General features: G+C 32.7%; 24 protein-coding genes. 12 read left to right on the top strand and 12 right to left on the bottom strand.

All coding sequences use genetic code 11. The features are described from left to right. Positions 1 to 10 precede the first annotated feature (10 nt). From V1468_RS09705 to V1468_RS09695, 3 genes are all read right to left on the bottom strand, one after another. The gene (locus V1468_RS09705) at positions 11 to 808 is read right to left on the bottom strand and encodes an outer membrane protein assembly factor BamD (protein WP_331810048.1); all 798 of its coding nucleotides are present in this window, start codon (positions 806 to 808) and stop codon (positions 11 to 13) included. Between the two features lie 108 nt (positions 809 to 916). After that, the gene (gene dapA / locus V1468_RS09700; RefSeq protein WP_331810047.1) at positions 917 to 1,801 is read right to left on the bottom strand and encodes a 4-hydroxy-tetrahydrodipicolinate synthase; all 885 of its coding nucleotides are present in this window, start codon (positions 1,799 to 1,801) and stop codon (positions 917 to 919) included. Further along, a complete protein-coding gene (locus tag V1468_RS09695; RefSeq protein WP_331810046.1) occupies positions 1,801 to 2,319 on the bottom strand; it encodes a DUF6913 domain-containing protein in 519 nt (172 codons plus the stop codon). Before V1468_RS09695 ends, dapA begins: the two co-directional genes overlap by 1 nt. A gap of 48 nt (positions 2,320 to 2,367) precedes the next feature. On the opposite strand from V1468_RS09695, the gene V1468_RS09690 reads away from it, so the two are divergent. Genes V1468_RS09690 through V1468_RS09680 form a run of 3 tightly spaced genes read left to right on the top strand, consistent with a single transcriptional unit; the run spans position 2,368 to position 4,508 of the window. Further along, positions 2,368 to 3,147, top strand: coding sequence for a 5'-nucleotidase (locus tag V1468_RS09690; protein WP_331810045.1), 780 nt, complete (start codon positions 2,368 to 2,370; stop codon positions 3,145 to 3,147). After that, positions 3,147 to 4,058 carry a bifunctional metallophosphatase/5'-nucleotidase gene (locus V1468_RS09685; RefSeq protein WP_331810044.1) on the top strand — a complete coding sequence of 304 codons (912 nt, stop codon included), beginning with the start codon at positions 3,147 to 3,149 and terminating at the stop codon, positions 4,056 to 4,058. The genes V1468_RS09690 and V1468_RS09685 overlap by 1 nt, the downstream gene beginning before the upstream one ends. Positions 4,059 to 4,115: 57 nt before the next feature. After that, positions 4,116 to 4,508: a DoxX family protein gene (locus V1468_RS09680; RefSeq protein ID WP_331810043.1), complete on the top strand. Its 393-nt coding sequence runs from the start codon at positions 4,116 to 4,118 to the stop codon at positions 4,506 to 4,508. Here the strand turns inward: V1468_RS09680 and V1468_RS09675 are convergent. From V1468_RS09675 to V1468_RS09650, 6 genes are all read right to left on the bottom strand, one after another. Continuing rightward, on the bottom strand, positions 4,497 to 5,234 hold the full coding sequence (locus V1468_RS09675) for a hypothetical protein (protein WP_331810042.1): 738 nt from the start codon (positions 5,232 to 5,234) through the stop codon (positions 4,497 to 4,499). The genes V1468_RS09680 and V1468_RS09675 overlap by 12 nt on opposite strands. 106 nt (positions 5,235 to 5,340) lie before the next feature. Then, positions 5,341 to 7,335 carry an NAD-dependent DNA ligase LigA gene (gene ligA, locus V1468_RS09670; RefSeq protein WP_331810041.1) on the bottom strand — a complete coding sequence of 665 codons (1,995 nt, stop codon included), beginning with the start codon at positions 7,333 to 7,335 and terminating at the stop codon, positions 5,341 to 5,343. Between the two features lie 7 nt (positions 7,336 to 7,342). After that, positions 7,343 to 7,747, bottom strand: a complete 405-nt coding sequence (locus V1468_RS09665; RefSeq protein ID WP_331810040.1) for a hypothetical protein — start codon at positions 7,745 to 7,747, stop codon at positions 7,343 to 7,345. Positions 7,748 to 7,795: 48 nt separating this feature from the next. Continuing rightward, positions 7,796 to 8,377, bottom strand: a complete 582-nt coding sequence (locus V1468_RS09660; protein ID WP_331810039.1) for an LOG family protein — start codon at positions 8,375 to 8,377, stop codon at positions 7,796 to 7,798. A gap of 92 nt (positions 8,378 to 8,469) precedes the next feature. After that, positions 8,470 to 9,351, bottom strand: a complete 882-nt coding sequence (gene prmC / locus V1468_RS09655) for a peptide chain release factor N(5)-glutamine methyltransferase (protein ID WP_331810038.1) — start codon at positions 9,349 to 9,351, stop codon at positions 8,470 to 8,472. A gap of 2 nt (positions 9,352 to 9,353) precedes the next feature. Next, a complete protein-coding gene (locus V1468_RS09650) occupies positions 9,354 to 9,845 on the bottom strand; it encodes a GNAT family N-acetyltransferase (RefSeq protein ID WP_331810037.1) in 492 nt (163 codons plus the stop codon). A 60-nt stretch (positions 9,846 to 9,905) separates the two neighbouring features. Here V1468_RS09650 and V1468_RS09645 point away from each other — a divergent pair, with 60 nt between their 5' ends. Genes V1468_RS09645 through V1468_RS09625 form a run of 5 tightly spaced genes read left to right on the top strand, consistent with a single transcriptional unit; the run spans position 9,906 to position 13,426 of the window. Further along, on the top strand, positions 9,906 to 10,364 hold the full coding sequence (locus V1468_RS09645; RefSeq protein WP_331810036.1) for a hypothetical protein: 459 nt from the start codon (positions 9,906 to 9,908) through the stop codon (positions 10,362 to 10,364). After that, positions 10,365 to 11,369 (top strand): bifunctional diaminohydroxyphosphoribosylaminopyrimidine deaminase/5-amino-6-(5-phosphoribosylamino)uracil reductase RibD, encoded by a 1,005-nt coding sequence (ribD, locus tag V1468_RS09640; protein ID WP_331810035.1) that lies wholly within the window; start codon positions 10,365 to 10,367, stop codon positions 11,367 to 11,369. Continuing rightward, positions 11,362 to 11,973: an HAD family hydrolase gene (locus V1468_RS09635; protein ID WP_331810034.1), complete on the top strand. Its 612-nt coding sequence runs from the start codon at positions 11,362 to 11,364 to the stop codon at positions 11,971 to 11,973. Before ribD ends, V1468_RS09635 begins: the two co-directional genes overlap by 8 nt. After that, a complete protein-coding gene (locus tag V1468_RS09630; protein ID WP_331810033.1) occupies positions 11,970 to 12,818 on the top strand; it encodes a DMT family transporter in 849 nt (282 codons plus the stop codon). Before V1468_RS09635 ends, V1468_RS09630 begins: the two co-directional genes overlap by 4 nt. After that, complete coding sequence (locus V1468_RS09625; protein WP_331810472.1) at positions 12,818 to 13,426, top strand: IMPACT family protein; 609 nt, start codon at positions 12,818 to 12,820, stop codon at positions 13,424 to 13,426. Before V1468_RS09630 ends, V1468_RS09625 begins: the two co-directional genes overlap by 1 nt. Here V1468_RS09625 and V1468_RS09620 read toward each other — a convergent pair. Next, positions 13,421 to 13,828, bottom strand: coding sequence for an acyl-CoA thioesterase (locus V1468_RS09620; protein WP_331810032.1), 408 nt, complete (start codon positions 13,826 to 13,828; stop codon positions 13,421 to 13,423). The two genes, V1468_RS09625 and V1468_RS09620, sit on opposite strands and share 6 nt — an antisense overlap. A 200-nt stretch (positions 13,829 to 14,028) precedes the next feature. Between V1468_RS09620 and dnaA the strand changes: the two genes are divergently transcribed. Genes dnaA through V1468_RS09600 form a run of 4 tightly spaced genes read left to right on the top strand, consistent with a single transcriptional unit; the run spans position 14,029 to position 18,095 of the window. Further along, positions 14,029 to 15,456, top strand: coding sequence for a chromosomal replication initiator protein DnaA (dnaA, locus tag V1468_RS09615; RefSeq protein ID WP_278006709.1), 1,428 nt, complete (start codon positions 14,029 to 14,031; stop codon positions 15,454 to 15,456). A gap of 11 nt (positions 15,457 to 15,467) precedes the next feature. Continuing rightward, positions 15,468 to 15,926: a low molecular weight protein-tyrosine-phosphatase gene (locus V1468_RS09610; RefSeq protein ID WP_331810031.1), complete on the top strand. Its 459-nt coding sequence runs from the start codon at positions 15,468 to 15,470 to the stop codon at positions 15,924 to 15,926. 59 nt (positions 15,927 to 15,985) lie between these two features. Continuing rightward, positions 15,986 to 17,377 (top strand): PQQ-dependent sugar dehydrogenase, encoded by a 1,392-nt coding sequence (locus V1468_RS09605; protein WP_331810030.1) that lies wholly within the window; start codon positions 15,986 to 15,988, stop codon positions 17,375 to 17,377. 1 nt (position 17,378) lies between these two features. Further along, the gene (locus V1468_RS09600; RefSeq protein ID WP_331810029.1) at positions 17,379 to 18,095 is read left to right on the top strand and encodes an SAM-dependent methyltransferase; all 717 of its coding nucleotides are present in this window, start codon (positions 17,379 to 17,381) and stop codon (positions 18,093 to 18,095) included. Here V1468_RS09600 and V1468_RS09595 read toward each other — a convergent pair. Further along, positions 18,092 to 18,748, bottom strand: coding sequence for a peptidoglycan-binding protein LysM (locus V1468_RS09595; RefSeq protein WP_331810028.1), 657 nt, complete (start codon positions 18,746 to 18,748; stop codon positions 18,092 to 18,094). The genes V1468_RS09600 and V1468_RS09595 overlap by 4 nt on opposite strands. Before the next feature lie 117 nt (positions 18,749 to 18,865). Further along, on the bottom strand, positions 18,866 to 19,771 hold the full coding sequence (locus tag V1468_RS09590) for a DUF2279 domain-containing protein (RefSeq protein ID WP_331810027.1): 906 nt from the start codon (positions 19,769 to 19,771) through the stop codon (positions 18,866 to 18,868).

Here is a 19,771-nt window from a genome sequence, read left to right as displayed (position 1 = left end):
GTTATAATGATTAACTTTTAGTAAATGTACTTAATTCTTGTTCTAATTCTTGATTCATTTTAGTAGCGTCTTCCATAAATTCTGAATTTGGATACGCTTTTTTAAATGAATTATAATATCCTATAGCATCTTTTAGTCGCTCTTCTTTTAGTTGATCGATACTTAAAATTGCTAAGTTGTATGAAGCGTCAAATCTGTAAAACATTGCTTCATCTCTTAGCGATGTACCTGGAAACTCAAGCAAAAAGTTGTTGAAAGATTTAATTGAAGCTTTATAATCTGTTATAAGATCGTATTGTTTTGCTATTTCAAAAGCTTTCTTTTCTAGTTTAAAATCTAGCTCCTTAACCAATGTGTTAGCCTCTGCTAAATACTGAGATTCTGGATATTGATTAACAAACAACTGTAATTTTTCAATAGCTTCGATAGTTTCCTTTTGCTCCTTAGAATATACTGGCGAATTGAAATAATACCCTTTTGCTGCTTTAAAAGCTGCTTCTTCAGCCTTTTCACTTTGTGGATATATATCCGTAAACTTATCAAAATGATAACTTGCAATGTAATAATCACCCATTTCGTAAGAGCAGTTAGCATGCATGTATGTTAACTTCTCTGCTTGAGGCTTTCCTCTATACTTAGGTAGAATTTGATCTAAAAGTCTCTTAGACTTACTCCATTTTCCAGCTTCGTACAATTCATCAGCCATAGTAAATTTCTTTGCAACATCTTCAGATTTTAAGGCTTTCTGAAAATCGCTACATGAGACTAATAAAAGTGTTGCGAAAAGTATGTAAATTCCTTGCTTCATAAATTTTAAACAGGATGCAAAAGTACGCATTATTAACGGATTTTAAAAACAAAAATTATACGCTAAAATAATGGTTGTTTTAGATGCGCTCTGTAATTTAAACTAAGTTTAACTTTTGCCTAAATCTTTTAAGGCACTTTTAATATCATTTTTAAGCTGATCTGTTGCCTCTACTAATGGTAAACGCACATAAGATTTAGAAATATCTAGTGCTTCTAAAACTGCTTTTATACCTGCAGGATTGTTTTCAGAAAAAATTAAACGTGTTATTGGCATTAAATCGAAATGAACTTTATAGGCTTCTTTAGCTTTACCTGCAATACCTAAACGAATCATTTCAGAAAATTCTTTTGGCAATGCTTGCCCTATAACCGAAATTACTCCAGAACCTCCTGCTAACGCAACACCTAATGCTAAATCATCATCTCCAGATAATACCAAGAAATCATCTGGCTTGGTTCTTAGTAATTCTAGATATTGATGAACATTATTACCTGCTTCTTTAACTGCAATGATGTTTTCAAAATCCTTTGCCAAACGCAATGTGGTTTCTGGCAACATATTAGACGATGTTCTTCCAGGAACATTATATAAAATTATTGGTTTTGGTGATACCTCTGCAATGGCTTTAAAGTGTTGATAGATGCCCTCTTGTGTTGGCTTACTATAATACGGAGACACTGATAATATAGCATCTATATCAGACAAGTCTGTAGTTTTAATTTCATCTACTACAGATGCAGTGTTATTGCCGCCAATACCAAGTACTAAAGGCACTCTTTTATTATTTACTTTAGATACAAATTCTACTAACGTTTTCTTTTCTTCTGCAGTAACCGTAACACTTTCGCCTGTGGTACCACTAATTACTAAGTACTCTGTACCGTTCTTTATATTATACTCTACCAATCGCTCAAGCCCTTCAAAATCTATACTTAAATCTGCATTAAATGGTGTAATTAGAGCTACTCCTGTTCCTATAAATTTGGTCATTATAATTTGTTTAAAATGTTTAAATATTTTTTTAGTTCGTTTTTAAATGTTTTAATGTCTTTTGGGTTTACATCTATAATTAAATCATACAGGCGTTCATCCTTTCGGCTTAATCCAACTTTTAAATTTGCTTTAGAAGCTGCTGCTATTAAATTCAACTCAGGTGTTTCATTCTTATAATAACTTACCAATACATCAAAAGGCTCATCTATAAATGCTTGCAAGTCGATATTGTTTATTTTACCCTTCCAACCAAAATGCTTTGGTGAAAAGTACGTTTCCCATTGACTCCCTTCGTACTTATCATCTTTTGTAAAAGCAACTACTTTATGTTTAGGAGATGTGAGGTTTAATTCTTTAAAATAATTTCTAAAAGCCTCAAAATCTACAAATTCATTAGCGTTAAATAAAACTGCAACTACCTTAACCTTATTATTATGTATAGTAGCTTTACGAGCAGACAATAATTTGTTTACATATTTTTGATTTGATTTTTCCTTAAATGCTTTTAAAATCATTTATCTTTAGCCTTTGTGCAAATTTAACAAAAGCCCAAACATTATTTAATGACTATTTCAACTAAATCAATGATAAAAAACACACTTTTTATAATTCTATTTTTAAGCTTGGTTTATTCTTGCCAGGAAGTACCAAATAGAATTGAAGGTAATCGTCTGGATATTGACGAAAACATCTCAACAAACAAAGAGATTGAAGATTTTATAGCTCCTTACAGATCTAACGTAAACAAAAATTTAGATAGTGTCATTTCTTATGCTCCAGAAACCTATTCTAAATCTAATGGAGAATTGAACACTGCAATTGGCAATCTAATGGCTGACGCTGTATTTGCTGAAAGTAATCCAATATTCAATAAACGTACAGGTAAGAATATTGATTTTGTGATACTAAATCATGGTGGTATCAGAGCTATAATTTCTCAAGGAGAGATTACATCAAGAACCGCTTACGAGGTAATGCCTTTTGAAAATTCTGTTGTAGTTGTTGCATTAAAAGGAAAACAAATCAATGAACTTTTTGACTATCTTTCTAAAGCTAAGCGCGCTCACCCTGTTTCTAAACAAGTTGAATTACTTTTAGACAAAGACTATAATATAAAAAAAGCACTTGTTAATGGTAAATCTGTTTCAGAAGATGACACCTACTACATAGCGACTAATGACTATTTATATAACGGCGGAGATCGCATGACGTTTTTCCACCCAAACGATAGTTTATACACACTTGATTACAAAATTAGAAACGTCTTGATTGATTATTTTAAAAAGCACGACACTATTAATCCTAAAATTGATAATCGTTTCACAAAGTTAACAGCAGAATAATGAAAAGAAGACATTTTATACAACAAACAACAGCTGCAACAGCATTAGCTGGTTTAGGAGCATTAAATCTTCAATCTTGTGTATCAAACAGAAAACACATTACGATTCTGCACACTAACGATGTACATAGTCATATAGATCCTTTTGGTCCAAACGACAAAAGAAACGCAAACAAAGGAGGTGTTGCAAGACGTGCTACTTTGGTTGAAAACATTAGAAAAGAAAACCCTAACACATTATTGTTAGATGCTGGTGATATTTTTCAAGGTACTCCGTACTTTAATTATTATGGAGGTGAACTAGAGTTTAAACTAATGAGTATGCTTAATTACGATTTGGCAACTATTGGAAACCACGATTTTGACAATGGTATTGATGGACTTTATGCTCAATTACCACATGCAAAGTTTGAGTTTGTTTCTGCAAACTATGATTTTTCTAATACAGTAATGGACACACATGTAAAACCATATAAAGTTCTTGTAAAAGATGGTGTTAGAATTGGTGTATTCGGTTTAGGTATTCAACTTGAAGGTTTGGTTGATAAAAAAATGTACAAAGAAACGGTTTACCACAATCCTATTGAAGTTGCGCAAGATATGTCTAGAATTCTTAAAGAAGAAGAATCTTGTGATTTAGTAATTTGTCTATCGCATATTGGATATGACTACAAAAACAGTCCAGACAGGGTTTGTGATTTACACCTAGCTAAAGCCACAAAAGACATAGATTTAATAATCGGTGGGCACACGCACACTTTTTTACCAAAGCCTACCGTAGCACAAAATAGTGCAGGTAAAAACGTATTGGTAAATCAGGTTGGAGCTTACGGATTATATTTAGGTAGAATTGACTTTTATTTTGAAAAAGGTAAACCTCTTTATTCAGATAGTACTACAATAATTGTTTAGTGATTAATGTAAGTTTCTAAAAATGAAACGTCTAAGATTTCAACTAAACCAAAGTTTATGAAATCTAACAAAATCATTCTTATACTAAGAATAGCTGTAGCTGTTATATTAATTCAAACACTTCGCTTTAAGTTTACCGCACATCCAGATAGTGTCTATATTTTTGAAACCGTTGGTTTAGAACCTTATGGGAGAATTGGAATTGGACTATTAGAGTTAGTTGCAGGAATTTTATTATTAATACCAAAAACCGTTTGGGCAGGTGCTCTTTTAACTTTAGGTCTTATAGGTGGCGCAATAGTAATGCATTTAACACAACTAGGTATTGAAGTACGTGGAGATGGTGGAGTACTATTTTTTACAGCAATAATCACATTTTTGCTAAGCGTCATTATTCTTTATTATTTCAGAAAAGATATTCCGATTGTTGGCAAGAAATTAAGCTTCTAATTGCTCGTCCATATCTAAATATGTAGGCTGTGGACCCGTATGATCAATTTGCGATTGTAAATAGAAGAATACAAAGGCTACAACTAAGAAAAATGAATAAATAAATCCTAAATTTTTATCTTCTAAAATGTAATAATAAGCTAATTGTATTATTTCAGAAAAAACTATACAAATAGAGCCTAATAGAAAAAGCATAGATTTATTATCATTTCTATACATATAATCTATTAAAGCCACAGATAACAGCGCCATTATAACACCATTATAAACAAACTCTAAAATATACTCATAAGTAGTAAGTGAATTTCCGGTAGCATCTGTTACAATAATTACACAAAACACATCTAACACAACAAGAATTATAACAGGAATTAATAACTCTCTAAAAACCTTACCAACGTTAATTGAAGTTAAAACTTTGATAATCAGAAACAAGTAGGCTATAATAAAAAGAATGTTAGCACTATAATAGTGGATATCAAATTGATCTACCTCTAACAAAGGCATAAACCAACCTGAGTAACTCAAAAGATGACCTACTGCAAAAATTACAAGAAACCAAAAGAAATGCCAAGATTTTTCTGCCGTCCACCCACAATATAAAATTGTCAATAACACAAGCATTAAAGCACTTACAGCGGCACCTTCAACTTCATAGGCTAAACCTTGAAGTATTATAAAAATACCACCTAAAAGCAATAGCAATACTTTTAAGATTTTATTCACTAACATTAATTAATCCCTTATTAATAAGGCGAATATATAAAAAAATTACAATTAAACGATAAAAAAATGCTTTTTATCGATAAAAAGTTGACTTTTTTGTAAGAATTTATTTCAAAAAAGACAAAAACTCTTGTTCAGTAAGGATAGTGATACCCAAAGTTTCTGCTTTTGTACGCTTACTTGGACCCATTTTATCACCAGCCACTACATAACTTGTTTTAGAAGATATAGATGATGATACTTTTCCACCATTATCTTCAATTAGTTTTTTAAGCTCGTTTCTGGAAATGGATTCAAACACACCCGAAACTACAAAAGTTTGTCCTTTAAGTTTTTCTGTTTGGTTAGCTAATTTCTCCGCAGAGATTTCTAATTGCACTCCGTATCCTTTTAAGCGCTCTACAATTGTTTTATTTTCTTCAGAAGAAAAGAACTCTACAACACTTTCTGCAATACGCTCGCCTATTTCATCTACAGTTACCAAGTCCAAAACTGAAGCAAACATTAACGCATCAATAGATTTGTAATGCTTTGCTAATTTTTTAGCAACAGTTTCTCCAACATATCTAATACCTAAAGCAAATAAAACACGCTCAAACGGAATCTGTTTTGAAGCTTCTATACCTTTGACCAAGTTCTCCGCACTCTTCTCTGCCATACGCTCTAAAGGAATGACTTGTTCCGCTGTCAACTCATATAAATCAGCATAATTTGAAATTAAGCCTTCTTTTACTAATAACGCTACAGTTTCACCACCTAAACCTTCAATATCCATAGCTTTTCTAGAAATGTAGTGCTGAATACGACCTACAATTTGTGGTGGACAACCATTATAATTAGGACAGTAATGTTTCGCTTCCCCTTCTGGTCTTATCAATTCGGTTTGACATTCTGGACAATGCGTAATATAGTTTGTTGGCTGAGAATCCGCAGGACGTTTTGCAAGATCTACCGCAATAATCTTTGGAATAATTTCGCCACCTTTCTCAACAAAGACCTCGTCACCTTCTCTAATATCTAACTTTTCAATCTGATCGGCATTATGCAAAGACGCACGTTTTACAATAGTACCAGCTAATTGCACTGGCTCTAAATTGGCTACTGGAGTAATAGCACCTGTACGACCAACCTGATAAGTAATTTCGTTTAATCTCGTTGAAACTTGTTCAGCCTTAAACTTATAAGCCATTGCCCAACGTGGTGCTTTGGCTGTATAGCCCAATTCATCTTGCTGAAACAAACTATTTACCTTAACCACCACACCATCTATTTCATATGGTAAGTTATGTCGATGCTCATCCCAATAATTCACATAGTCTAAAACCTCATCTATAGAATTGACCAATTGCGCTTCTTTAGGCACCTTAAAGCCCCAAGCTCTGGCCTTTTCTAAACCTTCAAACTGTGTAGAAATATTAAGATTATTACCTTTTATACTGTATAGAAGACATTCTAAAGGTCGTTTTGCCACCTCAGAACTATCTTGAAGCTTTAAACTTCCTGATGCTGTATTTCTTGGATTTCGATAGGGTTCTTCATCATTAGCAATACGCTCTTCATTCATCTTTAAAAACCCTTCAATAGGCAAAATGATTTCGCCTCTTATATCAAAACGCTCAGGATAATCTCCTTTTAACTGAAGTGGTACCGTATTAATGGTTTTTACATTAGCCGTAACCTCATCACCTTGTACACCATCTCCTCTGGTCACTGCTCTTACGAGTTTCCCGTTTTCGTAGGTTAAGTTCATGGATGCACCATCGTACTTTAGCTCACACGTGTATTGCACATCTCCTTCTACCATTTTTTTGATGCGCTTTTCCCAATCCATTAAATCTTCTTTAGAATAAGAATTGTCTAAAGAATACATTCTGAAATCGTGCACAACCGTATTAAAATTCTTAGTAATTGTACCACCTACACGTTTTGTCGGCGAGTTTTCATCATAAAATTCCGGATGTGCTTCTTCCAAAGCTTGAAGTTCTTTCAACTTCATATCAAACTCATAATCGCTAATGGTAGGATTATCGAGTATGTAATAATTATAATTGTGTTGACGAAGTTCGTCTCTTAAGGATTGTATTTTTTGTTGTGTGTTCATTTAACTATTAATTTCTTCTATGATAATTAGCTAATAATGATAAACCGCCAAGAAGAATACTCACAGCAATTCCTATAAAAAAAATATGATTTATTTCTCCCGATTTAATTGTACGATTAACAAACATATAGACCGCAAATATTGATATCACCATTGACATAAATCCAAAAATAAATTTGAAAAGCCCACCAAACAAAGGCCAAGCTAAATTCCCTTTGCCTTTATAATTTTCAATCATCTTAAAGAAAAAGTAAAACATAATAAAGCAAATATTAATACTAATAAAACCAAAAATCTTTTCTGCCAACCCAGCGTCTCCTAGTAACAAAAAGAAAACACTCAATATAAAGTTTAAAACACCAAATACTTTATATAATTTATTAATGTAATCTTCGGATACTTCTTTAAACATAAAACGCAATGTATATAGTAAGATTTATATTTCTAATTGAATGCCTTCCTATAATCCTTCTTTATTCAACCATTTTGGAGCTGGCAACGGTTTGTAATTATTCATTTTATCTAAAAGTCCTTCTATTGTTGTATCTATAACAACAGCATCTAAATTTTCTTGTTTTAAAAAGCCTCGTTCTACCATCACTTTGCATTGTTCTATCAAAGCATCGTAATAACCATTGATATTTAAAATCCCAATAGGTTTGGTGTGTAAGCCTAATTGTCCCCAAGTTGTGATTTCAAAAAACTCATCCATTGTACCAAAACCACCTGGAATAATAATAAAGCCATCGCTTTTTTCATACATAATAATTTTTCTATCATGCATATTGTCTGTCGTAATCAATTCTGTTAGTTGAGTATGAACGATTTCTTTAGTTTTAAGAAAGGTTGGAATAACTCCTATTGTTTTACCACCATTTTCTATAACACCTTCTGCCACCTTTCCCATGATACCAATCTTAGCCGCACCATAAACAAGCGTTATATTTTTTTGAGCAAATTCTTTGCCCAAAGCATAAGCTGTTGTGATAATTTCGTTGTCATTTCCGTCGCTACTTCCGCAAAAAACTGATATACTTTTCATATTTATTTCCCATTAAAATGGGAATCTTTTTAGTTTAGATTCCTGCCTTACTTCGACTAAGCTCAGCACAGGTCGCAGGAATATCATTCATGTTACTTTTTTATTCCTTTTAGCATTCTGTCATTACCATTTAAATCTTCTCTCAATTCAACCGCTTTAAATTCGGCATCAACTAAAAGTTGCTTTGTTTCTTGTCCAAGATACTGGTTAATTTCAAAATAAAGTGAGCCATTAGACTTCAACTTATCAACAGCAAAATCAGTTATCGCTTTATAAAAAATCAATGGATTATCGTTTTCTACAAAAAGTGCTAAATGAGGCTCATTATCGAGAACGTTTGGCTTTATTTCTTGCTTTTCGAGCTCACGAACGTAAGGTGGATTTGAAACGATGATATCGAAAGAGCCCTCCTGTCGAAAAGCGACATCTTCCCAAAGGGAAGACTCTAAAATATCAGCTTTAATAAACTTAACCTCAACACCATTGCTATCCGCATTCTCTTTAGCTATTTCTAAAGCAGACTCTGATATATCAACTGCAAAAATCTGAGCTTCTGGCAAGTGCTTTGCCAACGAAATTGCAATACAACCAGAACCTATTCCTATATCTAAAATCTTTATTCCATCAGAACTTTGAATTTTGGATTTTGAATCCTTTATAATCCAATCTACAAGCTCTTCGGTTTCTGGTCTTGGAATGAGTACATTGTCATTCACTTTAAATTGTAATCCGTAAAACTCAGTTTCTCCCAACAAATATTGAATTGGTTTTTGCTGTTTTAACCCTTCTAAAATTTCAAAAAAGAAATCAGCTTCAGTTTTAGATAAGGTAAACTCAGGCTCTAATTGCAACTGAATTCTGGCCACATTAAGATGGTGCTCTAAGCATAAATAAAAAAAGCTTGCCACCTCATCTTTTCCATAAATTTGGTTTAATTCTTTATGAAATATGTCTTTTAAATCCTTTGCTTTCAAAATTAAAATGTTTTAAGCATCCATACAGTACACGAATAATGACCTGTATTGCCAAGTGGTTTTTCTAAAAATTCGAAACCAACTTTTTTGTATAATTTTCTGGCATCATCCATATATGGCATGGTTTCTAAATAACAACTTTCAAAACCAGCGTTTTTGGCAAATTCTAAGCAAGCATTCATCATTTTAGTTCCTAATCCTTTTCCTCTTGCCTCTGGCATAAAATACATTTTTTGCAACTCACAAACATTGCCTTCGTAGTGTTCTAAAGGCGCAATACCAGCACCTCCGAGAATCTCTTCATTCTGAGCTAAAACAAAATATCGGGATTTAGGATGACTATACGTTTCTGTCATACAATCTAACGACGCATCTTCGTAAGCAGTACCAACTTTTGGCACTCCCATTTCTATTAAAACACTTCGTATAGCCTTGGCTATTTTAGGATTATCCTTTTGTTCTATTTCTCGAATAACTATGGTATCTTTACCCACCTTTTTAAAACTTTTATACCGTTTTTTTCACGGTATGAAGATAGTTATTATTACGTTTTTATGAAGAAAAGCATCGTATTCATTTTAGTAATTTGTTCACTTGTTTTTAACTGTACAGTGAAAGAAAAACCTCAATTTATTGGTATTGATAACATCAAGGTTTTAGATTCTAATATTGAGAACATTACTCTTAGTGCAGATGCTGAGTTTAGCAACCCAAATAATGTTGGTGGCACGCTTCAAACAGATGCATTAAAGGTGCTTGTTAACAACAGAGAGGTGGCCACATTTACATCCAAAGAATTTAAAGTACCTTCTAAAGACAAGTTCAAAATTCCGCTTACGGTTTCTATCGCTACAGATAGCATTATTAACAAAGGTAATCTTAGTGGTTTATTGGGTAGTTTATTATCTAAAAAACTAAAAGTGCAATATATAGGAGATATTAAGTACAAGATTTTTGGCTATTCTTCTACCTATAATATTGATAAAACTGAAGACGTAAAAATTAAATTATAAGTGCAAACACACGAGTACTATATAAAACGTTGCTTACAAATTGCCAAAAATGGATTGGGAACCACTAGACCAAATCCTATGGTTGGTGCTGTTATTGTGCATAACAACAGTATTATTGGAGAAGGTTTTACCAGCGCTTATGGAGGACCACATGCCGAAGTTAACGCTGTAAATTCTGTTAAAAACAAATCCTTATTAAAAGAAAGTACAATGTATGTGCTTTTAGAACCTTGTAGCCATTACGGAAAAACACCTCCTTGTAGCGACCTCATTACACATCACAACATCCCAAATGTAGTAATTGGCTGTGTAGATGATAATCCTGAAGTTGCAGGAAAAGGCATTGCCAAATTAAAGACACATGGTTGCAATGTTATTGTTGGTGTTTTAGAAGCAGATTGCAAAGCGCATTTAAAACGTTTTTTTGCCTATCACAATAAAAAACGACCATATATAATTTTGAAATGGGCCGAAACCGAAGATGGTTTTATTGCACCAGAAACTAAGGATGAACAAAAACCTGTTTGGATTACAAACACTTACTCAAGACAATTGGTACACAAATGGCGCGCTGAAGAGCAAGCCATTTTAGTAGGAACTAATACAGTTATAGAAGACAACCCAAGTCTTACTGTTAGAGATTATACTGGCGAAAATCCTATTAGAATTGTTATAGACAAGACTAACAAACTTGATGAGAGTTATAAAATTTTTGACTCCTCAGCTAAAACCATTAAACTCACTAAAACTGAGCTTAATTTTGATAGTCCTTTGGCTTCTCAGATTTGTAATTATCTACACCAACAAAATATAAACTCTGTGATTATTGAAGGTGGTGCTAAAACGCTTCAAACTTTTATTGATGAAAATTTATGGGACGAAGCCCGAATTTTTATTGGCAAAACTGAATTTAAATCAGGTACAAAAGCACCACAACTAAATGGTAGATTAATTTCTGAAAAAAAATTAAAAGAAGATCGAATAAAATTCTACATAAATGATTGATACGCTTATTTTCGACTTTGGAGATGTCTTTATTAATCTAGACAAGCAAGGCGCAATGCAAAATGCACTTAATTTGTTTAAGCTAGATACGTTTGAAGAAGACATGACTAACACCAATATATTGTATGAAGTTGGCAAAATTTCAACGGAAGAGTTTATTGCGTTTTACAGTTCTAAATTTCCTCACTTAACGAAGCAACAACTCATTGATGCCTGGAATTTTATTTTAAGAGATTTTCCAAAATATCGCTTAGAGTTTCTTCAACAACTTGCAAAAGAACAACGCTATAAACTCATATTATTAAGCAACACCAACGATATGCATATAGATTTCATAAAATCTAACGTTAGTTTTTATGAAGACTTTAAAAGCTGTTTTGATCAGTTTTACTTATCACAAGAAATTCATCTTAGAAAACCCAATAGAGATATTTTCGATTATGTTTTAGAAAGCAATAATCTAAAACCAGAACAGTGTTTTTTTGTTGACGACACCAAAGACAACACTGATACCGCTAAATCTTTAGGCATTGAAGTTTGGAACATAGATGAGACGCGTGAGGATATAATCAACCTTTTTAACCTTAATAGTACATACTTTTGATTTTTTTAATACTTAGCATTTTATCGTCTACGGCTATTTTTGTGCTTTTTAAACTTTTCAATAAGTACAATATAAATACACTACAGGCTATTGTATTTAATTATATAACAGCATTTACTTGTGGGATTTTGCTTTATAACAAACCTATTAACATTGACAGCTTCATATCAGAAACTTGGTTTTTTGCAGCTTTAGGTTTAGGTTTTTTATTCATTAGTATTTTTAATGTAATGGCACTTACCGCTCAAAAAAACGGCCTGTCTGTAGCTTCTGTGGCTAGCAAAATGAGTGTGATTATTCCTATAGTGTTTGGAATTATTGTTTATAACGAAAGTATTGGCTTCCAGAAAGTGATAGGTATAATATTAGCACTTTTAGCTGTTTACCTTACTTCAATAAAACCAAAATCTAACGTAGTACTGACCAAAGCTATTTACCTACCAATTATTTTATTTTTAGGTTCTGGAATTATTGACACTAGTGTTAATCATTTTGCGCCAGATGGGAATATGCCTTTGTTTCTGGCTATTATTTTTGGAAGTGCTTTTTTAATCGGCTTGGTTTTAATAATATTAAAAACCAAACAGACTAAACAAAAATTCAATCCTAAAAGCATTCCGTTTGGTATTGCCCTTGGCTTGGTCAATTACAGCTCTATGTACTTTCTTTTGAAAGCCTTGCGAGTAGACGGATTTGAAAGCTCTACAATTTTTACAATAAACAATGTTGCTATTGTTGCTGTATCTTGTTTAACAGGACTATTACTTTTTAAAGAAATAATATCCTCTAAAAACTGGATTGGTGTAGGCCTAGCTTTAATTTCTATAATATTAGTAACCTTATAATTTTGACTGAAGACATATATAAAACCATTTCTAAACCTTCGATCGGAGAGTTATTTAAAGATAAAAACAGCAAATTTATTGGCTATGCTTTCCCTGTAGAAAACGAAGAAGATGTAAAAACACATATTGAAGAGGTTAAAAAAGAGCATCACTCAGCAAGACATTGGTGTTATGCTTACCAATTAGGCACAGAAAACATAAGTTTTAGGGCAAATGATGATGGTGAACCTAACAATTCAGCTGGAATGCCAATTTATGGTCAGATACAATCTTTTGAAGTAACAAATGTTTTAGTTATTGTTGTTAGGTACTATGGAGGAGTAAAATTGGGAGTAGGCGGATTAATTAATGCTTATAAAACCGGAGCTCAGTTAGCCCTTGAAGCTTCAGATATTATAGAAAAAACAATTAATAAGCATTTTACACTCAAGTTTGAATATAAAAACATGAGTAAGGTGATGCGAATTCTTAAAGAGCATCAGATTGAAATAACAAAACAAACTCTAGAACTTGACTGTTTGTTGGAAATATCTGTCAGAAAAGGTAACATTTCTAAAATATTTGAAATATTTGACCAGTTTTATGGTGTTGAAATTGATGAATTATAACGAATAATTTTGCAGTTTATCTAAAAGATATTTTGGACATCTGGTAGGTCTATTTCGATTCATATCTATAAATGCCAAAACAGTGTTACCTGTTGCCAATAATTCACCCTTACTATTTATTAATTCGTAATCAAATTCTATTGAAGCAGTTGGCATTTTTTTTAACTTAGTTTTTACTTTAAGAACATCATCATAACGTGCTGAACTTTTGTAATTTATACGCAATGAAATAACAGGAAGCATTATACCTTCCGCTTCCATAGTACTGTAACTAAGACCAAACTCGCGTAACCACTCAGTTCTACCTACCTCAAAATAAACAGCATAGTTAGCATGATATACAACTCCCATCTGATCAGTTTCGCCATAGCGAACACGTATTTCTGTTTCGTTATAATTCAAAATTTTGAACGATTTTAAATAAAAAATTTGTAGTTTTAAAGGATTTTAAACATGGGAAAAAAAATCTTAAAATTCAATTAGAATTGATTTTTTTTTTAAAAATTTTGTTCACATATTTGTCATGTTCAAAACGCTAAGAGAATCCTAATTCTCTTTTTTTTTGCTAATCTAACTAACAACATAAAATCTAAATTTAACTAATGGAGATCACAGCGGAATCTGTATGGAGTAATTGTCTCTCATTTATAAAAGATAACATACAACCTCAAGCCTACAAAACATGGTTTGAACCCATACAAGCTGTAAAACTTACCGGTAACGCCTTGAGTATTCAGGTACCTAGTAAGTTCTTTTATGAGTGGTTAGAAGAGCATTACGTAAAAATCCTTAAAGTAGCTCTTACTAAAGAGTTAGGTGACGATGCCAAGCTGGTGTATGTTATTAAAATGGAAAACACCTATGGTAACAAACAACCTTTTACAGAAAAAATTCCGAGTTCTAATAGAACACCTGTAAAATCTCAAGATGTAGATGTACCTTTTAACAACAAGAGTCCAGAACTTAAAAACCCGTTTATAATTCCTGGAATTAGAAACGTAAAAATTGAGTCGCAACTTAACCCAAGTTATACTTTTGAAAATTTCTTGGAAGGAGACTCTAACCGTCTAGCCAGAAATGCTGGAATTGCTGTTGCTAACAAACCTGGCGGAACATCTTTTAATCCACTTTTAATTTTTGGTGGAGTTGGATTAGGAAAAACACACTTAGCACACGCTATTGGTGTAGATATAAAAGACAAATATCCTGAAAAAACAGTTCTTTATATCTCTGCTGAAAAATTTACGCAACAGTATATTGATTCTGTAAAAAAGAATAACAGAAATGATTTTATTCATTTTTATCAAATCATTGATGTTTTAATTATAGACGACGTACAATTCTTATCTGGTAAAACAGGTACGCAAGATGTATTCTTCCATATCTTTAACCACTTACACCAAAACGGTAAGCAAGTTGTATTAACAAGTGATAAGGCACCTGTTGATATGCAAGATATTGAGCAACGTTTATTATCTCGTTTTAAATGGGGACTTTCTGCAGAGTTGCAAACTCCAGATTTTGAAACCAGAGTTTCTATTCTTAAAAACAAACTTTACAGAGATGGTGTAGAAATGCCAGATGAAATTGTAGAGTATGTTGCTAAGCACATAAAAACAAATGTTAGAGAACTTGAAGGTGCTATCATTTCTTTAATAGCTCAATCTTCTTTCAATAAAAAAGAGATTACAATAAACCTTGCTAAGGATATTGTAGATAAGTTTGTAAAGAACACTAAGCGCGAAGTATCTATAGACTATATTCAAAAAGTAGTTTCAGATTATTTCCAGATGGATGTAAGTACACTTCAGTCTAAGACGCGTAAACGTCATATTGTACAAGCACGTCAGTTAGCTATGTTTTTTGCAAAGAAATATACTAAAGCGTCTTTGGCAAGTATTGGTTCTCAAATTGGGCAGCGCGATCATGCTACAGTTTTACATGCATGTAAAACCGTTGACAACTTATCTTCTACTGATAAACAGTTTAGAAAATATGTTGAGGATTTAGCCAAAAAATTATCGCTTTAAACAACTAAAACATGACTAAGATTTTAATGGTGTGCCTTGGCAATATTTGTCGTTCACCATTAGCTCATGGTATATTAGAATCTAAACTTAATACTTCTCAATTTTATATTGATTCTGCTGGCACAGCAGCCTATCATGTTGGTCACCAACCAGATCGCAGATCTATTAAAGTAGCAAAAAACAACAACATAGATATTAGTCACCAAACTGCAAGACAATTTAAAGCTTCAGATTTTGATAGGTTTGATTACATCTATGCAATGGACTCTTCTAATTACACTAACATTATTAGTCTAGCAAGGAACAATTCAGACATTGGTAAAGTGAAACTATTTCTAGAAGAAAATCCTAATATCTCCAACAAAAATGTACCTGATCCTTATTACGGAGATATGAGTGATTTTGAATATGTGTTTGATTTAATTGAGAACACTTCAATTATTATTGCAAAAAGGCTTCTTGAAGAATAAAACCAAGTCTTTGATTTTTCGTAACTTAGAAACATTATCACTTCCAAAAAGCCTAAGCTATGAAAACTACGACTACTATTCTTTGCATTTTGTGTTTTTACTTTTCTTTTTCTCAAGATATAGAGTTAGAATCTTTTGCCACAGGATTTAATCGACCTGTTAACATTAAACATGCTGGTGACGACAGACTATTTGTGGTTGAGCAAGATGGTATTATCAAAATCGTAAATTCTGATGGCTCAGTAGAAGCAACTAATTTCTTAGATATTGATACCATTGTTGGTAGCAACGGAAACGAACAAGGGTTACTTGGTCTGGCATTTCATCCAGATTTTGATACGAATGGCTATTTTTTTGTGAACTATACTAACAATTCAGGAGATACTGTTATTTCGAGATTTTCAAGAATTGGAGTTAATCCTACCATTGCAGATCCTAATTCTGAATTAATAATACTAACGTATTCTCAACCTTACAGTAACCACAACGGTGGTGAATTACAGTTTGGACCTGATGGCTACTTGTATATTTCTAGTGGTGATGGAGGTTCTGGTGGTGATCCTCAAAACAATGGTCAAAACCTCAACAGCTTATTGGGAAAACTATTAAGAATAGATGTTAACAATGCTTCTGCTTCAAATCCTTACGATATTCCTGCCGATAATCCTTTTGTTGGTGACACAAACGCAAGAGATGAAATTTGGGCTTACGGCCTACGGAATCCTTGGAAATTTTCTTTTGACAGTATGAATAACGACTTATGGATTGCTGACGTTGGTCAAAATGCTAGAGAAGAAATTAACCAAGTAGTATTAACCGCAGCCGGACTTAATTACGGCTGGAGATGTTACGAAGGAAATAATAATTATAATACAAGTGGTTGCCCAAATAGCAGTACGCTAACTTTTCCTGTTTCAGAATATTCTCATTCTGGCGGACGCTGTTCTATCACTGGAGGTTATGTATACAGAGGCTCTAATTATCCTAATCTGGTTGGTACTTATTTATTTGGCGATGTATGTACTCAAGAAATTGGCTATTTAAAATTTGAAAACGGTAGTTGGAATTCAACTTTTGAAAGCTTTTCCGGCAACTGGGTAGCCTTTGGAGAAGATATAAATGGTGAACTCTATGTATCTGGTCTTGGTGGCACCATATACAAGATTACGGACTCATTACTTAGTATTGATGAAAACACCCAAAATTCTTTATCAATTTATCCAAATCCAGCAAACACTATTTTGAATATTGACCTTCCTGATAGTACTCCTGGAAACTCAACAACTTTTAATATTTATGATGTTCAAGGAAAGTTAATAAAGTCTATTTTAAAAGATAATAATGATATCTTTACAAGCATAAATATTTCAGATCTAAAAAGTGGTTTTTATATCCTTGAAGCAAAGTTAGACGAGGATGGAAAAATCACTAAAAAATTCGTGATAAATTAAAATGACAAGCTCAAAAGGCCAACTTTTTCTTATTCCTACTCGATTAGGAGACAATCCTCCTCTAGAGGTGCTACCTATTTCAATTAAAAAAGTAATTGAAGACATTGACTATTACATTGTTGAAAACGAAAAAACTGCACGCAGATTTATAAAACGTATTTCTCCAAGTAAGTCTCAGCCTTCACTCAAACTAAGTGTACTTAATAAATATACAACCGAAGAGGAGCGTAATACGTTTTTAAATCCATGTTTAGAAGGCCACACAATTGGACTACTTTCTGAAGCTGGATGTCCAGCAATCGCAGATCCAGGCTCTGATGTTGTTAGTTTAGCGCATAGTATGAATATAAAAGTTGTTCCTTTAGTTGGTCCATCTTCAATAATATTGGCTTTAATGGCTTCTGGAATGAATGGACAAAGCTTTTGTTTTAATGGTTATTTACCTATTGATAAAGCTGAAAGAAAAGCTAAATTAAAAAGTCTGGAACGCTTATCATCAGAGCACAATCAATCTCAAATTTTTATTGAAACTCCTTACCGAAACACTAAAATGTTAGAGGATTTATCTAATGTTTTACATCCAGAAACTAGAGTATGCGTGGCTTGCGATATTACATTGCCTAGTGAGTTTATAAAAACTCGACCTGCAAGAGATTGGAAAAACAATAAAGAAGACCTGCACAAAAGACCAGCAATCTTTATTATTCAAAAAGATTAGATTTTGGCTTTCGCTTTTTTATTTGGTTTAACGATAGTTGTGTCGTAACCCGAAAACTTTTTCATGTAGTACTTTACTGTAGATCCATACGCATCAGAAAGATTATAGTCGCCATAGCTACGTAAAAACTTTTTTACTGTACCAGGACCAGCTAAATGTGCAGCTGCAAGAATACCTGACTCTGTCACCTTTACACCTGCTATAAATTTACCTTCAAAACGTTTGATATCTTTTCTTAAAATCCATTTGTTTCGAGAGGCGTTAGCCATAAATGCTTTTTCTTGTAGTTCTGGATTGTATAAAAAATGATTTGGATTGTAAATACCAATCAACTTCAAAGTCTCAGCCCCAAATTGATATTTACCCAAATAGCCTAAAGTATTTACAGTAAAATAATCACCTCTAGATTCTTTAAAAGCTAAAGCTTCTTTAAAACCTTCAAAAGACTTTCCAAGGTGCGGAGTAAAAATATCTGGTTTAGATAAATCTGATCCCTCTGCCATCGCTAAATCAGACTTAATGTTGTAGTTTAAATCTAATCCATCTGTAGAATACAAGTCTGTATTTAAAGAGGAATTTGGATAAAGTGCCAAAGCAACTACTATACAAATTGAAAATGGCAACAAGTAATTCTTAACGCTATTTTTTATCATAACAGCCAATTTTTAACTGATAAAACTTTCCCCATAAGCTTTTATCAAAATCGCGTGCAAATATACAACTTTTATTTAAATATTGAAAATCAACATGTTAAGGTTTGTTAAAAGTTATCAGTAGTAGATATAATGCATCTTAAAACGTCCTTTACTATTTAATTCTAATGCTGGGAAAGGTACCTTAATTACGTTTAAAACATCAAAAATGGTTTTTAGAAAATGAGATTTTGTTTTAATCCTACTTAAATCTATATCGAGACTTAGATAATACTGCCTTGTTCTATTTTGATTTATAAATAAAGGATCGTTTGGCTCACCTGTTAACATACCATCTGCTCCATAGCCAACCGCAAGATTTAACCAATTTGGAATATTATCGGTTTTTAAAAACGAATTAATATTAGCACTTAACCAATAGGTCTGACCATTATAATCTTTTAAGAATTCTTCTGACAATCCATTTCCTAATTTATCTGGTCGTTGCTTTGCAAACTCTGTTTGATGAAACGAATATTTTAAATGTATACGTTGCTCTTTCCATAACAATTCTTGACCAACAAAAAGTCCCGAACCTAAAGTATTGGCGGCCATATCTGTCCAAGAAAATCCCCATTCTTCAGAAAAACCATCCATAACCTCAACAGCTGTTAAAAACCCTAAGCCAAGTGTAGAGGCATAAATGATTTGATTTTTTTTACTCACACCGGCCCAATTAAGTGTATTTGCACCCAACCTACCTAACTGATAAGAAGAAAACACATGACCCAACTTATCCATCTGCAACCACTCTCCACTATCGTCTAGCGTCTTAAATTTTGATCGTGCATAATCAGCATACCATAACTGGTCTAAACCAATGAGTGCAGTAGTAGCTAATGATACTTCAGAAATAAGAACGGTATTTCTTCGAGACTTATTGAGAGAGTCACTTGGTTTTAAAAATTGATTAATCTTAGATTGTGCAAAAAAAGATCCACTAACACAAAGCAGAAATATGATATGTGTTATAGCCTGCCTCAA

This window comes from Winogradskyella poriferorum (genome assembly GCF_036553625.1).
Taxonomy (GTDB): domain Bacteria; phylum Bacteroidota; class Bacteroidia; order Flavobacteriales; family Flavobacteriaceae; genus Winogradskyella; species Winogradskyella poriferorum.
Note: the sequence above shows the minus strand (reverse complement) of the source record. Positions and strands in the feature narration are given on the sequence as shown.